The 18,466-nt window shown below is 70.3% G+C and carries 16 protein-coding genes; 6 read left to right on the top strand and 10 right to left on the bottom strand.

Features of this window, described 5'->3' with window-relative positions; translation table 11 throughout:
* Window positions 1–40: 40 nt before the first annotated feature.
* Window positions 41–949, top strand: a complete 909-nt coding sequence (locus AMIS_RS19110; protein ID WP_197538039.1) for a DMT family transporter — start codon at window positions 41–43, stop codon at window positions 947–949.
* Window positions 897–2,006, top strand: a complete 1,110-nt coding sequence (locus tag AMIS_RS19105) for an aminotransferase class I/II-fold pyridoxal phosphate-dependent enzyme (RefSeq protein ID WP_014443996.1) — start codon at window positions 897–899, stop codon at window positions 2,004–2,006. Before AMIS_RS19110 ends, AMIS_RS19105 begins: the two co-directional genes overlap by 53 nt.
* 10 nt (window positions 2,007–2,016) lie before the next feature.
* Here the strand turns inward: AMIS_RS19105 and AMIS_RS19100 are convergent, their stop codons facing one another.
* From AMIS_RS19100 to AMIS_RS43400, 5 genes are all read right to left on the bottom strand, one after another.
* A complete protein-coding gene (locus AMIS_RS19100; RefSeq protein WP_014443995.1) occupies window positions 2,017–3,078 on the bottom strand; it encodes a LacI family DNA-binding transcriptional regulator in 1,062 nt (353 codons plus the stop codon).
* Window positions 3,075–4,214 (bottom strand): sensor histidine kinase, encoded by a 1,140-nt coding sequence (locus AMIS_RS19095; protein ID WP_231859344.1) that lies wholly within the window; start codon window positions 4,212–4,214, stop codon window positions 3,075–3,077. The genes AMIS_RS19100 and AMIS_RS19095 overlap by 4 nt, the downstream gene beginning before the upstream one ends.
* A 134-nt stretch (window positions 4,215–4,348) precedes the next feature.
* Entirely contained in the window at window positions 4,349–6,019 is a 1,671-nt protein-coding gene (locus AMIS_RS19090; RefSeq protein ID WP_014443993.1) for a discoidin domain-containing protein, read from the bottom strand.
* A 212-nt stretch (window positions 6,020–6,231) separates the two neighbouring features.
* The gene (locus AMIS_RS19085; protein ID WP_014443992.1) at window positions 6,232–9,261 is read right to left on the bottom strand and encodes a discoidin domain-containing protein; all 3,030 of its coding nucleotides are present in this window, start codon (window positions 9,259–9,261) and stop codon (window positions 6,232–6,234) included.
* A gap of 75 nt (window positions 9,262–9,336) precedes the next feature.
* Window positions 9,337–9,597: a hypothetical protein gene (locus AMIS_RS43400; protein ID WP_014443991.1), complete on the bottom strand. Its 261-nt coding sequence runs from the start codon at window positions 9,595–9,597 to the stop codon at window positions 9,337–9,339.
* Here AMIS_RS43400 and AMIS_RS19080 point away from each other — a divergent pair.
* The gene (locus AMIS_RS19080; RefSeq protein WP_014443990.1) at window positions 9,596–10,006 is read left to right on the top strand and encodes a DUF305 domain-containing protein; all 411 of its coding nucleotides are present in this window, start codon (window positions 9,596–9,598) and stop codon (window positions 10,004–10,006) included. The two genes, AMIS_RS43400 and AMIS_RS19080, sit on opposite strands and share 2 nt — an antisense overlap.
* Before the next feature lie 6 nt (window positions 10,007–10,012).
* Here the strand turns inward: AMIS_RS19080 and AMIS_RS19075 are convergent, their stop codons facing one another.
* Window positions 10,013–11,401, bottom strand: a complete 1,389-nt coding sequence (locus AMIS_RS19075; RefSeq protein ID WP_014443989.1) for a DUF1996 domain-containing protein — start codon at window positions 11,399–11,401, stop codon at window positions 10,013–10,015.
* A 163-nt stretch (window positions 11,402–11,564) separates the two neighbouring features.
* Here AMIS_RS19075 and AMIS_RS19070 point away from each other — a divergent pair, with 163 nt between their 5' ends.
* Window positions 11,565–12,596: a LacI family DNA-binding transcriptional regulator gene (locus AMIS_RS19070; protein WP_014443988.1), complete on the top strand. Its 1,032-nt coding sequence runs from the start codon at window positions 11,565–11,567 to the stop codon at window positions 12,594–12,596.
* A 62-nt stretch (window positions 12,597–12,658) separates the two neighbouring features.
* On the top strand, window positions 12,659–14,314 hold the full coding sequence (locus AMIS_RS19065; RefSeq protein WP_014443987.1) for an aminotransferase class V-fold PLP-dependent enzyme: 1,656 nt from the start codon (window positions 12,659–12,661) through the stop codon (window positions 14,312–14,314).
* On the opposite strand, the gene AMIS_RS19060 is transcribed toward AMIS_RS19065, so the two are convergent.
* From AMIS_RS19060 to AMIS_RS19050, 3 genes are all read right to left on the bottom strand, one after another.
* Window positions 14,311–15,117: an SDR family NAD(P)-dependent oxidoreductase gene (locus tag AMIS_RS19060; protein WP_014443986.1), complete on the bottom strand. Its 807-nt coding sequence runs from the start codon at window positions 15,115–15,117 to the stop codon at window positions 14,311–14,313. The genes AMIS_RS19065 and AMIS_RS19060 overlap by 4 nt on opposite strands.
* Window positions 15,118–15,168: 51 nt before the next feature.
* A complete protein-coding gene (locus AMIS_RS19055; protein ID WP_014443985.1) occupies window positions 15,169–16,140 on the bottom strand; it encodes an alpha/beta fold hydrolase in 972 nt (323 codons plus the stop codon).
* A gap of 161 nt (window positions 16,141–16,301) precedes the next feature.
* Window positions 16,302–17,606, bottom strand: coding sequence for a WD40 repeat domain-containing protein (locus AMIS_RS19050; RefSeq protein ID WP_014443984.1), 1,305 nt, complete (start codon window positions 17,604–17,606; stop codon window positions 16,302–16,304).
* Window positions 17,607–17,728: 122 nt separating this feature from the next.
* Between AMIS_RS19050 and AMIS_RS19045 the strand changes: the two genes are divergently transcribed.
* Window positions 17,729–18,007, top strand: a complete 279-nt coding sequence (locus tag AMIS_RS19045; RefSeq protein ID WP_014443983.1) for a hypothetical protein — start codon at window positions 17,729–17,731, stop codon at window positions 18,005–18,007.
* 44 nt (window positions 18,008–18,051) lie between these two features.
* Here AMIS_RS19045 and AMIS_RS19040 read toward each other — a convergent pair whose 3' ends face one another.
* On the bottom strand, window positions 18,052–18,447 hold the full coding sequence (locus tag AMIS_RS19040) for a hypothetical protein (protein WP_014443982.1): 396 nt from the start codon (window positions 18,445–18,447) through the stop codon (window positions 18,052–18,054).
* Window positions 18,448–18,466 lie beyond the last annotated feature (19 nt).

Below are 18,466 nucleotides of genomic sequence, written 5' to 3'. Positions count from 1 at the left end.
GCAATCGGCTGCCGCGGCTGCCTCCGTAATGTTCCAGCTCATGACGAGGTGGAGCGGGTTCGCGGCGATGGCGGCGACCGTCGTGGTCTGGGCCGGGTTCGCGCTCAGCATCCGCGGCATCGGGGCGTCGTCGCTGACCACCACGGACGTGGCGCTGATTCGCTTCACTACTCCGGTGGTGCTGTTGTCGCCGTGGATCCCCCGGACACTACGGTCGTTGTCCGGTGAGCGGCCGGCGGTGATCGTGGCGCTCTGTGCCGGGGCGGGACTGCCGTACTTCGCGGTCTCCGCACTGGGCGGACGCCTCACCAGCGCCGCCCTCGTCGGGCTCGTCATCCCCGGCGTGGTGCCGATGTTCGTGGCCGTCATCGCGTACCGGATGTGGGGTCTCAAGATCCGGCGAGCGCAAGCCGCCGCGCTCGGGGTGATCGTCGTCGGTGTCGCGGCGTCGGTGTCCGGGCGCACCGGCGCCGGGATCGCCGTGCTGCTGCTCGCGGGGCTGATCTGGAGCGTCTACACGATCGCGCTGCGGGTGACCCGGCTCGATCCGATCGGTGCGGCGCTGGTGCTCTGCGTGCCCTCCGCGCTGATCACGGCAGCCCTGATCGGTTCCGGACTGACCGAGTCGCACCTCACCCTGAACACGGACACCCTTGTCTATGTCGTCGTGCAGGGCGCCGGCGTCGGCGTGGTCGCCGCGCTCTGCTACTCGATCGCGATCCGCCGGCTCGGCCCGCGCCTGGCCTCCTGCCTCGGCGCGCTCGCCCCGGTCCTCACCACGATCGTCGCCGTGCCGCTGCTCGGCGAGCCGATCACCCCATCGACGCTGATCAGCCTCGTGCTGATCGTGGCAGGCGTCGTCCTGTTCCCGCTGATCCCCACCGGAGGAACCCCTCATGCTGCTGACCGCCGACCCGTTGTGGCAGCTCACGGCGGCGTGCGCCGATGATCCGCGGCCCGGGCGGCTCGACCTGATCGTCGGCGTCTACCGCGACGATAGCGGCGCGAGCCCGGTGATGCGCGCGGTCCGTGCCGCGGAGTTGCGCCTGGCGCAACGATCACCGTCCAAGGGGTACGTCGGTCCGTCCGGTGACCTGCGGTTCGCGGCATCACTGACCGAACTGCTGCTGAACGACCGCACGCTTGTGGACCGGACCGTGGCCGTGCAGACCGTGGCCGGGACCGGAGCGCTGCGGCTGCTGGCCGAGTTGCTCGCCCAGACCGGGCCGGATCGGACAGTTCACCTCGGCGTGCCCGCTTACGTGAACCACCCCGGGATCATGGCGGCGGCCGGCCTGCGCGTCGTCACGCACCCGGTTGCATCGACGCTCGACGCCGTGTCGTCCGCGCGGGCCGGTGATGTGCTGCTGATCCAGGGGTGCTGCCACAACCCGACCGGGCGGCAGATGGCGCTGGACGAGTGGGCCGCCCTCGGTGAGACGCTCGCGCGGCGCGGCGTGGTGCCCTTCATCGACCAGGCGTATTTCGGTCTCGGGGACGGGCTCGAGGAGGATCTCGCCGGGATGCGGCTGCTGCTCGCGACGGTGCCGTATGCGGTGGTGGCGGTGAGCGGGTCGAAGGCGTGGGGGTTGTACAGCGAGCGGGTGGGCGCGGCGCTGGTGGTCGGCGGGGATGCGCAGGCGCGCGGGTCGCTGGAGCACATCGCGCGGGTCAGCTACTCGCAGCCGCCGGCGCACGGGGCGATGATCGTCGCGGAGATCCTGTCCGATCCGGCGTTGACGGCGTGCTGGCGCGACGAGCTGGAGTCGATGCGGCGGCGGCTCGGGCGGCTGCGCGACGAGCTGGCGGATCGGACCGGCTTCGACGGGTTGCGGGAGCAGCGGGGGATGTTCCTGCGGTTGCCGCTCGGGGCGGAGCGGATGGAGCGGTTACGGGTGGAGCACGGGATCTACGGCCTCCCGTCCGGCCGGATCAACCTGGCCGGGCTGCCCGCGGAGCAGGTGGGGCGGGTCGCGGCCGCACTGGCGAGCCACTCCCCCGCGTAGTCGACCGGCTTCACGCGGACTGCCGGATCACCAGGGTGGGCTGAAAGATCACCGACCGGGGGGAACGGGTGGGTGTGGCGATGTGGGCCAGCAGCAGCTCGGCCATCTCGGCGGCCATCTCCTCGACCGGCTGGCGGACCGTGGTCAGCAGCGGGCGGCACTCCAGCGCCGCGCTCGAATCGTCGAACCCCACCACGGCGATGTCCTGCGGCACCCGGCGGCCGCGGTCCTGGACGGCCCGCAGCGCGCCCTCGGCCATCAGGTCACTCGCCACGAACAGCCCGTCGATCGACGGGTGCGCGTCGAGCAGCGCGTGCGCGGCGGCCTCCCCACCGGCGCGGGTGAAGTGGCCGGTCGCCGCGGGGATGCCGGTCACGGCGGGGATGCCGGTCACGTCAGGGATCGCGGGATCGGCCAGGTGAGCCCGGAAGCCCTCCAGGCGTTCCGAGCCGGCCGGGATGTCGAGCGGACCGTTGATCGTGGCCAGCCGGCGGCAGCCCCGGGAGAGCAGGTGCGCGGCGGCGAGCCCGGCACCGCGCCGCTGGTCGACGTCGACGTAGCTGACCGGCAGCGGGCCGGCCGGGCGCGACGACAGCACCGCCGGGATGCCCAGCGCGTGCACCTGCGCCGGCAACGGGTCGTGCTCGTTGCTGCTGATCAGCAGGACGCCGTCGACGTGGCCCTGCCGCAGGTAGCGAACCACCTGGTGATGATCCGCCACGTCGGTGGGAACCACCACCAGGTGTACGTCGTGCGGGCGCAGGTCACCCGTCGCGCCCGCGGTCACCCGGCCGAAGTACGGGTCGGTGAAGATCCGGTTGAGGAACGAGTGGTCGTCGGGGCGGTCCGGTTCGCTGATCACCAGAGCCACCGAGTTGGAACGGCGGGTCACCAGGCTGCGGGCGGCGACGTTCGGAACGTACCCCGTCTCGGCGATCGCTCGCTGGACGGCCTCGCGGATCGCGGGGGCCACCGAGGCCGCGTTGTTCATGACGCGGGAGACGGTGGCCCGGGAGACCCCGGCCGCGGCCGCCACCTGGTCCATCGTCGGCTGCCGCGGTCGCGAGATCATGGAGTCTGTTGTAGGGGAAACTCGACCACCATCGCCACCCCGGGGTCGCGCGCCTCGGCGACAGCGGTGCCGCCGTGCGCCTCCGCGAGCTGCCGCACGATCCACAGGCCGAGCCCGACGCCCTGCGGGCCACCGACCGCGAACTGGCCGAACAGCCGGGTCCGCAGCTCGTCCGGGATGCCCGGCCCGTGGTCGCGGACCTCGAGACGGTCGGCCGTGCCGGTGCGGGTGATCCGGACGATCACCGGTGGCTTGCCGTACCGCAGGGCGTTCGTCACCAGGTTCAGCAGGATCTGCTCGAAGCGCTGCTTGTCGACGTACAGAAGAAGGGTTTCATCGATGTCGAACCGGATGTCGGCGTCGGCCCGGACGTAGGTGAGCGCGTCCTTCACCAGGGCGGTCGCCGGGTGCGTGGCGCGGTCGAGCCTGAGGTGGCCGGAGCTGTCGATGCGGTCGAGGTCGAGCAGGCCGTCGGCGAGGCGGGACATCCGGTCGGTCTGCCGCAGCGCCGCGTCGAGCATCTTCTGGTCGTCCGGGGTGACGGTGAACTGGAGTTCCTCGAGAACGTTGCGGACGATGCTGAGCGGGCCCCGGATGTCGTGCGCGAGGGTGCTGACCATGCCGGAGCGCCACTGTTCGATGCGGGCCAGCCGCTCCCGGTCGTCGCGCAGGTGCCGGGCCTGCGCCTCGATCAGCAGCGCCACCGTGATCGCGATCGGCATCAGCACGGACGCGCTGCCGATCACCATCGGCGGCTGACCGGTGATGATCAGGGGCACGAGGTAGGCGAGGGTCGCCGGCACCAGGTAGGCGAGCAGGATCCAGCGCGGGAAGTGCAGCGCCGCCCATGCGTAGAGGAGCACCAGGAAGGGTCCGGTTCCGGTGGCGACTCCGCCGAAGGACCAGGTGGAGATGCCGATGACGGCGAATCCGGCCACTCCGATGAGCGCCGGTTGCAGGCCGGTCCAGGGTAGGGACAGCGCAACGGCGGCGAGGACGAAGTCACAGATCGCGACGATCACGAGGCGGTCGGCGTGACCGGGATCGTTCAGGATGCCGAGCAGGGCGAGCAGGCCGGCGACCATGATCAGGACGCCGGCCTGGCGGGCCGCTGCTCGCGGCCCTGTACCCAACAATCTGAAAGGCCCCTTTTGCACCAGTGATGAGGCTATCTCTCAGGGGCGCCCGCCGGTCCCGCACTTGATGATCGGACTCCGCATGACGTGCCGCGGCTTCCGCACGATCACCGGTGGCCGGGCGGGCAGGCGCCTCATTGGTACACCCGCACGTAGTCGACGAGCATCCGGGACGGGAACGGGGTCGTCGTGTCGATCGGCCCCGGGAAGTCACCGCCGACGGCCAGGTTGAGGATCAGGTAGAACTTGTGGTCGTAGATCCACGGGCCACGCGTGTTCTCCACGGTCTCCTTGTCCGCGGTGAAGACCAGGGCATTGTCGAGGAAGAACCGGATGCCCTTGCTGTCCCACTCGGCGGCCCACGTGTGGAAGTCCTGGGACAGGTCGGCCGTGGCGTACCTCTGGCCGTACCCCCCGGCGCCGTTGTAGGCCGGCGCGTGCAGCGTCGAGTACGCCTCGCTGGTGTTGCGGCCGAGGACCTCCATGATGTCGATCTCGCCGTTGTACGGCCACGGCCGGCCCTGCAGGAAGTCCTCGCCCATCATCCAGAACGCCGGCCACAGCCCGTTGCCCTTCGGCACCTTGATCCGCGCCTCGATCCGGCCGTACTGGACGTGGAACGTGGTGCTCGTGTTCATCCGGTGCGAGGTGTACTGCCGGCCCTGGTAGTCCTGCCGGCGCGCCTCGACGACGAGCTGACCGGTGCCGTTCATCGAGGCGTTCTCACTGTTCGGCGTGTAGTACTGCACCTCGCCGTTCTGCGGTACGCCCGGGTCGTACGTCCACTTGGCGGTGTCCGGCTTGCTGCCGGCCGCGCCGTTGAACTCGTCGGCGAAGACCAGCCGGGCCGCCGGGAAGACCGGGTCGGCCGGCTTGGCGGGCGGCGCGGCCGGGCTACCACCGGTGCCGTAGACGCTGAACTCCCAGAGGGAGTATCCGTAGGTGCTGCTGCGGGCGGTGCCGTACATCCGCACGTAGCGGCCCGTACCGCTTGCATTGACGACGTCCTTCAACCCGTCACCGGTGGTCGTGGCATAGATGGTCGACCAGGTGGTGCCGTCCCCGGAGACCTGGATCTGGTACGCGCGGGCGTACGCCGGGTCCCACTGGAGCACCACCTGGCTGATCTGGGCGGTGGCACCCAGGTCGACCTGGATCCAGCCGGGGTCGACCCAGCCGGTGGTGGGACTGGTCGCCCAGCGGCTGGCCGGGTCGTTGTCGAACGCCTTGTCGGCGGTGCACGGGTTGCACTGCGGGTCGTTCTGCTCGGACGAGGCGCGGGCAGGTTTCGCGTACGACAGCAGGCCACCGCCGCCCGGAGTAGTCGTCGAACCGGCGTAGACCTGGAACTCCCAGAAGGAGTATCCGTACGCCTCCAGGGCTCGCTGGGTCAGGTTGAGCCGGACATAGCGGGCGGTTCCGCTGAGCGGGATGCTCTGCCGACCGCCGGTGGCCGTGGTCGTGGCGTAGGCGTTCGTCCAGGTCGTGCCGTTGTCGGAGAGTTGCAGGGTGAAGGCCTTCGCGTAGGCCGCCTCCCAGTTGATCGCGACCCGGCTGACCGCGGTGGACGCGCCCAGATCGACCTGGAACCACTGGGTGGCGGCGAACGCGCTGGACCAGCGGGTGCCGTTGTCGCCGTCGACCGCGGCGGCGGCGGGGGTGCCGGCCCATTCGCTGGACGAGGCGGTGGCGGGCTTGTTCTGCGAGACGAGGACTTCGGCGGCTGCTGCGGGGACGGCCGCGGGGACGACGAGGAACGCGGTGAGCAGGCCGGTGAGGGCGGCGGGCAGTAAGAGGCGACGCATGCGGGACTCCTCGGGGATGGGGGGAACGGTGCGTGAAAGCGCTCTCTTGGTGGTCACTGTGAACCGGGCGGTGAAGGCTGTCAATGCTCGGGAAATGCCCGGGAAGCGCTTTCACGGGTAGCGTCAATGGCATAGGGCCAGGTCATTGCGATACGGGTGACGCGGAGCGCCCGCAGGTTCCGGAACCTACGAGCGCCCTCATGCCGCGAGCGTCACGTGCGATAGACGCCGAACTCGTAGAGCGAGTAGCCCCACGCCGTCGCGCGACCCGTCATGTTGACGCGGACGTATCGACTTGACGCCGATACAGTCAACTCGTCGAATCCACCATCACTACTTGACTGGATGTGGATTGTCCGGAAGTTCACCCCGTCGTCGGACACCTGGATCGTGTACGCCGACGCGTACGCCGTCTCCCACGCCAGACGCACCCTGTTGAACGACTGCACCGAGCCGAGATCCACCTGCAGCCACGCCGTGTCGACCCATTCACTCGCCCATCGCGTGCCGTAATCACCGTCGACGGCATACGACGGCAACTGCGGCCCGTTCGCCCCGGTCGGTTGATGACTCGACGCGCTGACGGCCTTGCCACGGGACAGATCGACACCGGGAGCGGCCGGCGGGACGACGCGGAACGAGCGCTGCTCGATACCCACGTTGCCGTGCCCGTCGTACACGTAGACGTAGACCTTCCAGACGCCGAGCGCCTCCGGCGCCCGTACCGTGAAAGATCCTGATCCGGTCGGGGTGAACGTCAGATGGCTGAGCCCGCGATTGCCGGTGATGTGCTTGTCACTGGCCATCAGGTTGTAGCGAAGAAGATCGCCCTGCGGATCAGCGGCGGTCACGTTGACGGTGAACGTTCCCCCCGCCGGCACCGACGTCTGATCACTCACCGACATCGCGGTGATCTCCGGAGACGTGTTCGGCGCGTCCTGCCCGGTGTAGGCGGACCGCACCGCGTGATAGCCCAGCCGCCGCCATCCGCCGGTCGTCGTGTTCAGCCAGACGCCGCCGAAGTCATTCTCCAGGCCGTAGTGGAACAGCGTCGCGCCGAGCGCCACCCCGGGATGCCCCTTGATCGCGTTCCAGCTGTGCTGATAGGCCGCCTTCTTGGCCAGGTCGGACGGCTCGGACGGCACCCCGTTCACGTCACCCGGCACCTCCCACTCCCCCGCCGGTCCACCCTCGGTGAGGATGTACGGCTTGGTGTAGCCGCCGGCGATCCAGTCACGCTTGACCGTGTCGATCGCCCCGTACGAGTTGACCGCGAGCAGATCGAGCGCCGGCGCGTGCGGCTTGTAGTACGTCCAGGCGTGCGTGTACGCGTCCGTCGACGTGACCGGGTGGTTCGGGTCGGCCGCGTGGATCGCCACCGCGATCTCGTTGACGAACTTGGCGTACGCGACCCGTCGCGCCTCGACGACCTCGGCCGTCAACCCGTAGTTCTGCATCTCCAGGATGACCTCGTTGCCGACATCCCAGAGCAGGACACCCTGCCGTCCCTTGAGCTCGTTGACCTTGGCGACGATCTCGGCTTTCACCGCGGTCTTGTACGCGGTGTCGTTGACATAGTCGGCACCGTGATTGAGCCACAACCCGACGACGACCTTGACGCCGTGACGTGCCGCGGTGTCGAGCAGCGCCGGCGTCGCGGCGTCCGGTCCCCAGATGCGGATCGTGTTGACGCCCATGTTGACGAGATCTCGTATGTATCCGTCAGCTGCATTCTGTGGCGGTCCATATGTCAACCCGTTGACCACCCACGGCGAACCGTTGACAGTCAACTGCCAGTCGCCGGGCGTGCCCGTCACCTTGACGACGCTGGGACCGGCCGGCACCGGCGGATCAACCATGACCGGCTCAACCTTGATGGGCACTGCCGAGCTCTTCGATACCGACACCTCGTCAACACTGAGCACCCCACCCGACGTCGTTCCCGCCACCGGCGTCGTCCGTCCGTTGTTGAGCGCGTTCGACAACGACCCGCCGATCGCCAGATCGAGCCGCAGATAGAACCCGTGATGCACGGCCGCCTGCCACGCCGCCACACCGACCTGCGACTCGCGGACCACCCACGTCTGCCGCCCGTCGAGATAGAACCTGATCTCCTCGTCGGTCTTCGTCCGGTCGATGACCTGCGTGTACTCGTGATAGCCGCTCTGACAGCCGTCGCAACTCGCGAATCCGGACGTCCGCCCGTCGTACTCGTTGCAGACCCCGCCCGGCGCCGTCCCGCAGTGCAGCGTCTGCGCGAGCTGCCCGCGCCCGTTCACGTCGGTCATGATGTCGGTCTCGCCGACACCGGGCCAGTTCGTGTAGTTCCCCCGGTACGCCGCACCCGTGGCCCGGAATCCCGGCCAGTATCCGAGACCGTTCGCCACGCTCGGCTGTTTCAGCACCGCGCGGAACTTCAGCTGCTCACCGCGCTGCGGCGTGAAATCACTGCGCTGCGTCTCGATGCGTCCCGACGTCCACCTGCCGCCGCCGTCACGGATCGCCGTGATCGCCAGCTTGCCGGAGCCGTCGAGGGCGACGTTCGCCGTCGCGTCGCTGGCCGTCTCGACCGAGCCGGTCCCCCAGTTCGCGGCGCCACCCGGGTACTGCGTGCCGGTCCGCGTCAGCCAGTTCGCGCTGCTCGGGCCGGTGTTCGCGGGCCCGTCGAACGTGTCGCTCCAGACCGTGGTGAACGTGTCCTGGGCCGGTGTGGTGCCCCCGAACACCTGGAACTCCCAGAGCGAGTAGCCGTACCCGGTCCCCCGCGCTGTCGCGTTCAGCCGGACATAACGCCCGCTCCCGGTGACGTCGTGCGTCTCGGCGCCTCCGGCACCATTGCCGACGGCCTTGATCGTGGTCCAGGTGCTGCCGTCGTTCGAGGTCTGGATTTCGTACGATTTTCCGTACGCGCCCTCCCACTGCAGGACCACCCTGGTGACCGTGGTGACCGCGCCGAGGTCGACCCTGATCCACTGTTTGTCGGCGGTGGCGGGATCGGCGAACCGGCTCGACCACCGGGTCCCGGCGTCGCCGTCGACGGCGTTGGCGGCGGCCCAGGCGTCGCCCTCCTGTGACGACGCGAGGGCGGGCCGCCCCTGGGACAGCAGAACGTCCGCGGCACGGGACTGCAGGACGGCGGCGGCACGGGACTGCGGGACGGCGGCGGCACGCGCCGGGGTGACCGCCGCCGATCCGAGGAGTGTGGCGACGAGCGCGATGAGAAGGGGCAGCCGTTTACTCATGATCGCACCAATTCAGGAAGGGGCAGGGAAAGCGCTCTCCAAGTGCCGCGATTGTTTCGCCGATGTTGCCGGTCGTCAATAGAAAGCATTGACATCGACGGTTCCGGAACTGGACACTGCGCGGGTGCCGATCAATCGCCGGGCATTTCTCGCGGTAACCCTCACTTCCGCTCTCGCCGCCTGCGCCGAGCACCCGGAAAAGCCGCCGGGCACGTCGGCGACCACGCCGCCGGGCATGTCCGCCACCACGCCGCCGAGCTCGGCCACGCTCACCACGCCGCCCTCGCCCGCGTTCTCCACCACCGACTCCGCGTGGATCGAGATCAGCATCGCCATGGACGAGCAACTCCTCCCCCTGCTCGACCTGACCCCCTCACGCACGGCCAGCCCCGCCCTGCGGGAGCTGACAGAGCAGGTCAGGACCCGTACCCACAAGGAACTGGCGGCCCTGCGCGAACTCCACGACGCTGCGGGACTCCCCGCCGGGAACCCGCACCAGGGCATGCCGATGCCCGGCATGGTGATGCCCGAGCAGATCACCGAGGCGGCCGCGACCACCGGCGCCGCCTTCGACGCGCTGATCCGCGGCCACCTCGAGGCCCACCTGCGGCAGTGCCTGAACCTGATCGGCTCGCTGCTGAAAAACGGCAGCCCGCAGCAGGTCGTCACGGTCGCGAACACCATGAAGGCCACCGCGGAATACGCTCTGGAAAAAATGGGGACCCGGCATTCCGGGCCCCCATGACAACTGTTACGGCAATTCGTAGTTCTCGTTCAGCGCGGCACCGCGCTCCGGCTTGTACAGGTCGAATCCGCGCGGATTGCACTGCAGGCCGCCGTTGATGCAGTGCCGCACCAGCGCGGCGAGCGTCGGCGGATCCCAGACGTTGTAGACGTCGTAGTGGAACGAATATCCGCGTCCACTGGAGAACCGCACCGCCGACATGTTCCCGCTGACCGGCCACGCCATCTTGAACTCGATCATCGGCACGGCGACCGGGTGTGAGGCCGGGCAGACCCCGTTGACCGGGTACGACATGTGGCTCTTGTGGTCGGGCGTGTCCAGATGGAGACCGTTCCAGCAGCTCGGCGCCGCGTAGCGGACGTTCAGCTGGGTGCCGGCCGGGCAGGTCGCCGGGATGTCCCAGTTGAACGCGCTGTTGCCGCACTCGAAGCCCTCGACCGCACCGGGGGCGTAGCGGAACTCGTCGAGCGTGGCGGCCGGGCTGCCGACCACGTAGCGCAGGCCCGGCGGGAACGGCCGCACACTGCGGTAGTCGATCACGCCGCTCTTGTAGTAGATGACCTGCGGGCCGTCCGGCTGGACCGCCTGGTCGCCGTTGAGAAGCGTCGGCATCCAGTAGCCGGTCTTGTCACCGGGCGTGATGCACGACGTGCCTCCGGCCTGCAGGGTCTCCAGGGTCGAGTTCGCGTTCGTGGTGCGGTTGCCCATGAAGGTGTGCGAGTGCGAGGCGCCGGGCAGCCGCGGGAAGACGATCGGGTCGTCGTTCAGGTTGGTCCGGCTCACCGAGCAGTTCGCCTGGAACTCACGATGGGTGACCGGCGGGTTCTGGGCCGGCGGGGTCGCGGTGGACGGCACGACACCGGTGACCGGTGGACTGGCGTGGACGTACCCCGGCCCGTCGGTGGGTTGCGGGGTGGCCGAGGACGTCCCGAAGACCTGGAACTCGAACAGCGAGTAACCGTAGCCGGTGCCGCGCTGCGTCCCGAGCAGCCGGACGTAACGCCCGGATCCGCTCACCGTGAGCGTCTCGGTCCCGCCCGCGCCGCCGGTCCTGGACAGGATCGTGGTCCAGGCGGCACCGTCGGCCGAGGTCTGGATCTGGTACGCCTTCGCGTAGGCCGTCTCCCAGTGCAGGACGACGCGGGTGATCGCCGCGGTGGCGCCGAGGTCGACGCGGATCCACTGCGGATCGGCCCACTGGCTGCCCCAGCGGGTGTCGGGACGGCCATCGACGGCGGCGACGGCCGGTGCTTCGCCGTTCTCCACGGAGGAGGCGAGGGCGGGCCGCCCCTGGGAGAGCAGGGTGTCCGCGGCCTGCGCGGACTGGTTGGCGGCGACCAGCAGTGCGGCCGCCAGGACGGTGACGCCGAGGGGCGCCAGGATTCGTTGTCGCACGGTGTCTCCTCGGGGATGAGAGCGGATCGGAGACTTGGAGAGCGCTTTCCCATCGTGGGCTCCGATATCACACCCGTCAATGACTTCCCGGTTCCGGAACCGGGCTCCGGCGGCCCGGAGACGGGTCCCCGGAAAGCGCTCTCCGCGTGCTATAACTGCGGTCATGCAGAGTCACCGGCTGCCCACGCTCGAGGACGTGGCCCGCGTGGCGGGTGTCTCGCGCGCAACCGTCTCCCGCGTCATCAACGGCATCCGCAACGTCGATCCCGAGCTCCACCGGCAGGTGTGGACGGCTGTCGACCAGACCGGGTACGTGCCGAACAGGCTGGCCCGCTCCCTGGTGACCCGCCGCACCGGCACGGTCGCCCTGGTCGTCTCCGACTCCGAGACCCACGACGACGACCCGTTCATGAGCCGGTTCTTCAGCGATCCCTATTTCGGGCGGGTCGTCGGCGGGCTGATGAGCGTGCTGCGCCCGGCCGGTGTGCAGCTGGCCCTGCAGATGGTCGGCGCCGACGGGCACAAGCGGCTCGTCGGCGACCTGCGCAACGGCCAGGCCGACGGCGCCGTGGTGCTCTCCCTGCCGGCCCGCGACCCGCTGCCCCGCCTGCTCGCCGAGGCCGGCATCCCGGCCGTGCTGATCGGCCGGCCCGCCGAGCCGGTCCCGGTCAGCTACGTCGACCTGGACAACTCGGCCGGCGCCGAGCTGGCCGCCGCCCGCCTGGCCGATCGCGGGTGCCGCCGGCCGGCGCTGATCACCGGTCCGCCCGAGGTGCCGGCGAGCGCCGACCGGATCTCCGGATTCCGCCGCGCGATGGCCCGCCACGGGCACGCCTGGGTGCCCTCCGCCGCGGGCAACCTCACCCAGGAGAGCGGATCGGCGGCGATGCGGACGCTGCTCGCCGACCACCCGGGGACCGACGGCGTCTTCGTGGCGAACGACCTGATGGCCCTCGGCGCGCTGCTGGTGCTCCGCGACGCCGGCCGGCGGGTGCCGGACGACGTGGCGGTGGTCGGATTCGACGACAGCAGCGCCGCGCTCGCCGCCCGCCCGGCGCTCACCACGGTCCGGCACCCGCTGGAGGACATGTCCGCCGAGGCCGCCCGGCTGCTGCTGACCAGCATCGACGATCCGTCGGCCCGGGTCACCTCGGTGATCTACGAACCCACCCTGATCCCGCGTCACTCCGCCTGAACGGGCGTTAACGTCCGGCGCGAAACCGGGTAACGTCCGCCCTGCGAGGAGAGGACGTAGCCATGGGGATGCTGGAACGAATCCGGGACGGGCTGGCCGGCACCGGGCAGGTGCTGGACGGGCCGTTCGGGCCGCGGCGGATCACGTACGCCGACTACACCGCCTCCGGGCAGGCCCTCGACTTCATCGAGGACTTCATCCGCGACCAGGTGCTGACCCGCTACGCCAACACGCACACCGAGGCGTCCGCGACCGGCGCGCAGACCGGGGCGCTGCGCGAGGAGGCGCGCTCGATCATCCACCGCAGCGTCAACGCCGGCCCCGACCATGTCGTGATCTTCTGCGGGTCCGGGGCGACGGCGGCGGTGGCCAAGCTGGTCGGCATCCTCGGCCTGCGCATCCCGGAGAACCTCGACGACGGGTACGGTCTGAGCGCCCACATTCCGGCGGCGGACCGCCCGGTCGTCTTCGTCGGGCCCTACGAGCACCATTCCAACGAGCTGCCGTGGCGGGAGTCGATCGCCGACGTCGTCGAGATCGAGTCCGACCACACCGGGCACGTCGACCTGGACGCGTTGCGCGCGGCGCTGCTGGCCTACGCGGACCGGCCGTTGCGGGTCGGCAGCTTCTCCGCCGCCTCCAACGTGACGGGTATCCGCACCGACACCGCTGCGGTCTCCCGGGTGCTGCGCGAGCACGGCGCCCTGTCGGTCTGGGACTACGCGGCAGCCGGGCCGTACGTGCCGATCACCATGGACGACAAGGACGCCGTCTTCCTCTCCCCGCACAAGTTCGCCGGTGGACCGCAGACGCCCGGCGTGCTGGTGGTGGACCGAAGGCTGCTGACCAACCGGGTGCCGGTGATCCCCGGCGGCGGGACCGTGGCGTACGTCGACCCGTCCGGCCACCGCTACCTCTCCGACCCGGTCGCCCGGGAGGAGGGCGGCACCCCGGCGATCGTCGAGTCGATCCGGGCCGGCCTGGTCTTCGCGGTCAAGGAGGCCGTCGGCACCGACCTGATCGAGGGACGGGAACGCGCCCTCTGGCGGCGCGCCCGTGAGCGCTGGCGCGCCGAGCCGGCCATCGAGATCCTCGGCGACCCGGACGCCGACCGGCTCTCGATCGTCTCCTTCCAGATCCGGGCCGGCGAGCGCCACCTGCACCACAACTTCGTGGCGGCCCTGCTCAACGACCTCTTCGGGGTGCAGGCGCGCAGCGGGTGCTCATGCGCCGGCCCGTACGGGCACCGGCTGCTCGGCATCGACGAGTCGCACTCCCGGGAGTTCCGTGGCGAGATCGTCGGCGGCTGGGAGGGGATCAAGCCGGGCTGGAGCCGGCTCAACTTCAACTACTTCATCGCGGACGCCACCGCCGATTACCTGATCGAGGCGGTGCTGCTGATCGCCCGGTACGGCGCCCGGCTGCTCCCGCAGTACCGGTTCGACCCGCGTACCGGCCGGTGGACCCACCTGCGCCACACCCGTCCCGCGGTCCACCTGGCGGACCTGCGGCTGGACGCGGACGGCACCGTCACGATGCCGCCCGTCGCGCCCGTCGCCGATCCGTCCACCGCCGAGGCCGACCTCGCCGGATATCTGGTGGAGGCTCAGTCGATCCTGAGCGCTGCGCCCGTACCCGATGATGGTTTTCACCCCGGCCTGCCGCCGGCGTTCGAGAAGCTCCGGTGGTTCCTGCTTCCGGATGTCTGCCTGGTCTAGGACTTCGCCGAGCCCGGTTCGGCCATCTTGCTGTGCATGGCGGCCTTCAGGCGGTCCGGCATGACCTTGGAGCCGGCGCCCTGGGCCTTGGTCTTCCAGGAGCCGGCGACGACCTTCTCCTTCTCCTTGATCATCGCCTCGAAGCCCTGCTTCGCGACAAGCGCCGGGTCGTCCTTCTTGCTCGCGCCGACCCGGGTGTCGTCCATCTCGGCGCGGTGGAAGAAGTTGGTGTCGGTCGGGCCGGGCATCAGCGACGTCACCGAGACGCCGGTGTCCTCCAGTTCGGCACGCAGGGCCTCGGCGAACGACTGGACGAACGACTTCGACGCGTTGTAGACGGCCTGGTAGGTGCCGGGCATCTCGGAGGCGATCGACGAGGTGAACAGCACCTGGCCGGAACCGCGGGCCACCATGTCGGGCAGCACCCGCTTCGCCAGGTGGACGGTCGACGTGATGTTCACGTCGATCACGTTCAGCTCGTCCTCCAGGTCGGTCTGCCGGGTGAAGTCGCCGCCGATCCCGCGCCCGGCGTTCAGGGCGAGCGCGTCGACCGGGCGGCCGGTCTCCAGGATCGCGGCGTAGAGCTGCTCCACCCCGTCGAAGGTGGCCAGGTCCGCCCGGACCGCGGTGACCGTCTGGTGGCCGCCGTCGCGTCGCAGGTCGGTCGCGGCGTCGTCGATCCCGGTGTCCTCGGCGGTGATCAGCAGGTCGTACCCGTGCTCGGCGAACTGGCGGGCCAGCTCATAGCCGATCCCGCTGGACGCGCCGGTGACCACGGCGAACTCGTTCATCTCACTCGTCATGGTAACGGGATGCCCGGTCGGCGGGCGATTAACCGGCCGGGCGGTTTTTGGTCAGTTCCCGCTGAGTGTCACGATCGTGCCGCCGGTGAGCAGGCTCTGGTAATAGGCGCCGCCCGGGTAATAGGTAGCGGTCGTGACGCCGTCCACCGCGTCCGCCGTCCAGTTCACGGCGAGGGTCTGCAGGGCCGCCACGTTGGCCGCCTTCGAGGTGCCGGCGGTCAGCGTGCAGAGGACGTTGGTGCTCGAGCCCTCCGCGTCACAGTGCGAGCCGGTGGTGAGCCGGACCCCGAGGAAGTCGCGGTCCAGGTCGGTGGTGAGCTGCACGGTTCCGCTCGCGTTGCTGTTCGCCAGATACGGCGGCGACGAGATGGTACGGATCGGCAGCCCGGTCCCGGCGATCCCGGCCAGGCCGGTCGCCATGTTGCTGCCGAAGATGGACTTCACCGGGTCGAGCAGCTGCACGTACTTCAGGCCGGCGAAGGCGCTCGGGTAGGCCGTACGCAGGGAATCGGCGAGATAGGTGACCGCCTCGCCGCCGGCCGAGTGACCGGCCAGGACGTAGCTGGCCGGCAGCGTGCTGCCGGAGCGACCGGCGGCCCTGGCCGCCGCGGCGTAGCTCTTCGCGAGCGCGCCGTTCGGATCGGTCGCGGTCCCGATCCAGCCGGCGACGCTCTTCAGGAACACCGTGTTGTTGCCGAGATTGTTGACCGTGCAGCCGTAGATGTCGGCCGACGGCAGCGTCGGGGCGAAGACGAGGAAGCCGGCCGCCTGATACTCGCGGGCCAGGTCGGCGACGTTGTTGTTCGAGCGGGAGAAGCCGTGCTGCAGGTAGACGAGCGCCTTCGGGCTGGTGGTGGCGGGGAAATACCAGTCGGCGTCCGGTGTGTAGGTGTGGATCCAGCACGGGACGGAGATCTCGCCGTCCACCTCGGCGGCGGCCGCGGAGGCTGCCTGCGGGGTGGCGACGAGGGTGGCGGCGGTGAGGGCCAGCGCCGCTAGGGCACGGCGCAGGGACAGAGACACGGGACCTCCAGAAGGTCGTAACGCTCTCCGAAACAGTGTTTCCATTAACCTGTGTCGAATGTGAACTGTCAAGGCGCCGGCGGGGCCGGCGTCCTCCTGCGGCAGGGCGGCCGGCGCACGCGGAAGCCGATCGGGTGCGCCGGCCGCCACCGTGAGGGCGGTCAGGCGTACCGGGAAGAGAGCCGCCGGCGGACCGCGAAGAATGCGGGCGTCAGGATGACGGCCAGGCAGGCGAGGGGGGCCAGGGTCCACCAGATGATGGGGCGCGCCGGGAACGGGTCGGCCGCCGGTGTCGGGCCGCCGAAGCTGCCGGCCTGGAGGAGGTCCTGGGAGACGTCCATGGTGAGGACGCCGTCCGGCGGGTCGAGCAGGGTGCGGGCGGTTCCGGACGGGGGCAGGGCGAGCAGCGTGATGTGGGCGGTCTCCTGCCAGCCGGTGTCGTTCCACTCGGTCAGGGCGGCGTCGGCGCGGGCCTCGCGGTAGGCGTCGTCCTCCGGCTCGTAGCGCAGGATCACCAGGTCACGACCCTGACTCCAGCCGAGCGCCCGGATCGCGCTGCCGGTGACGGCGGCCAGGGACGGCCCGGGGGCGGGCTTGCCGGTGGCGGCGTCGAGGTAGCTGACCGTCCAGCTGCGGGCGGCGAGCGCTTCCGCGTCGCAGTCGTCGAGGCAACCGGCCAGCTCCGCGATCGCGATCTTGGAGCCGTCGGGGGTGAACGCGCCGGCGCCGGCGAGATAGGCGCGGTCGCCGAGGTCGGCGGCCCACACCATCTTTCCGGTACGGTCGACGAGCCTCACCTGATTCCCCGCCGAGATCGCGAGATGCCCGCCGTCCGGAGCGAACGCGGCCCGGGAGGCGGTCCGCCGCTGCCAGTGCAGGATGCGCTCGCCGATCGGCTGGACGGCGCGCGTCTCCAGGTCGAGCAGCGCCAGGTGGGTGTCGTCGCCGGCGTAGACCTCGGCGAGCACCGACTTGCCGTCCGGCGCCCACGCGACCGGCCCGGACCATCCCGGCGCCTGGGTGGAGGACGGCGGGGCCGCGAAGTCCGGCGGCGGGTAGAACGTGCTCCGCCCGCTCTCCAGGTCGATCACCTCGAGACTGTCCTGATCGACCGGCGGGCGCACGACGCGGCGGCCGTCCGGGGAGAGCAGCACGTCCTCGCCCGCCGCGACCGTGTCCCAGCCGCCGTGCAGCAGCATGCGGTAGTCGCCGCCGCGGCCCACCACGGCGATCTTGCCTTCGGCGTCGAAGAGGTCGGTGCCCCGGAAGCCGAGGGTGTCCCCGCCGGCCAGGATCGACGCGCGGCCGGGCGCGTCCATGCCGACGGTGGCCTGCCACATCCAGGGCAGTTCCAGATCACCGGGCACGACGTCGCCGGGCGCGTCCCGCCAGGGCCGGACGAGACCGGTCAGGGCAAGAGCGCCGATCGCTGCGGCGACGGCCACGATCAAGATCTTTCTCCGCACCCGGGCGAGTATGACGGGTGGAGTCAAGTTCCGTCGATAGCTACGCACAGTAGTGAACGGCTGACAGGGTCACGGCGTATCCACTGTTACCGGGGTCACACCCCGTTCACCGAGGAGGAGTCATGACGGTCCGGGAACTGCATCGCCAGGAGGCACAACACCACAGTGGCGCGATCCTGCGCAGCCACGGACGGTTCGCCCGGCAGTTCGAACTCGACGGTCACGTGATCACGCTCGGTGTGGAGCCGGGTGTGCGCGGCGGCCTCTACTACCTGCCATCCGCGCCGTGCTGGGACGACGGCACGCCGGTACCCCGCGAGGTCGCCAGCGCCCTGCAGCCGATCATCGAAGAGGTGGAGCGGTTCTGGGGAACCTGGCCCGAGTTCCGCGCCGTCCTCTGAGTCATCGGGTGGTGTAGGTGGCCCCCAGCGCGGCGGCGCTTGAGTCAGCGGGCGGTATGGGCCGTCCCCGGCGCGGCGGTGCCGCTGTCGTCGGCGCCGGCCATCCGGATCGGGATCGCCAGCAGCACGACCGCCGCGACGACGGCCACGATCGTGCGGACCCGGCGCAGCGACAGCCACCACGGCAGCGCCCACAGCGCCAGCCAGAGCAGACTGAAGACGACCACGTGCTCGCCGATCAGCCCGAGGGTGAGCTCCTCGCACCCGTTGGCGACCGCGACGTCGTGACAGATCGCCGGGGCGCTGTCGCCGTTCAGCAGCACCATCCCGAGGATCATGGTGAGCGGCGGCGCGAGGACCAGCGTGGCGACCGGGGTGATCAGCCAGCCGGTGATGTCGCGTTCACGCCGCGCGGGCGCTGCGGTCCCGGCCTCAGCCACCGCGGTTCCACCAACGGGT

It is taken from the genome of Actinoplanes missouriensis 431 (genome assembly GCF_000284295.1).
Taxonomy (GTDB): Bacteria; Actinomycetota; Actinomycetes; order Mycobacteriales; family Micromonosporaceae; genus Actinoplanes; species Actinoplanes missouriensis.
The sequence above is the reverse complement of the archived record's forward strand: the minus strand, read 5'-3'. Positions and strand labels throughout refer to the sequence as shown.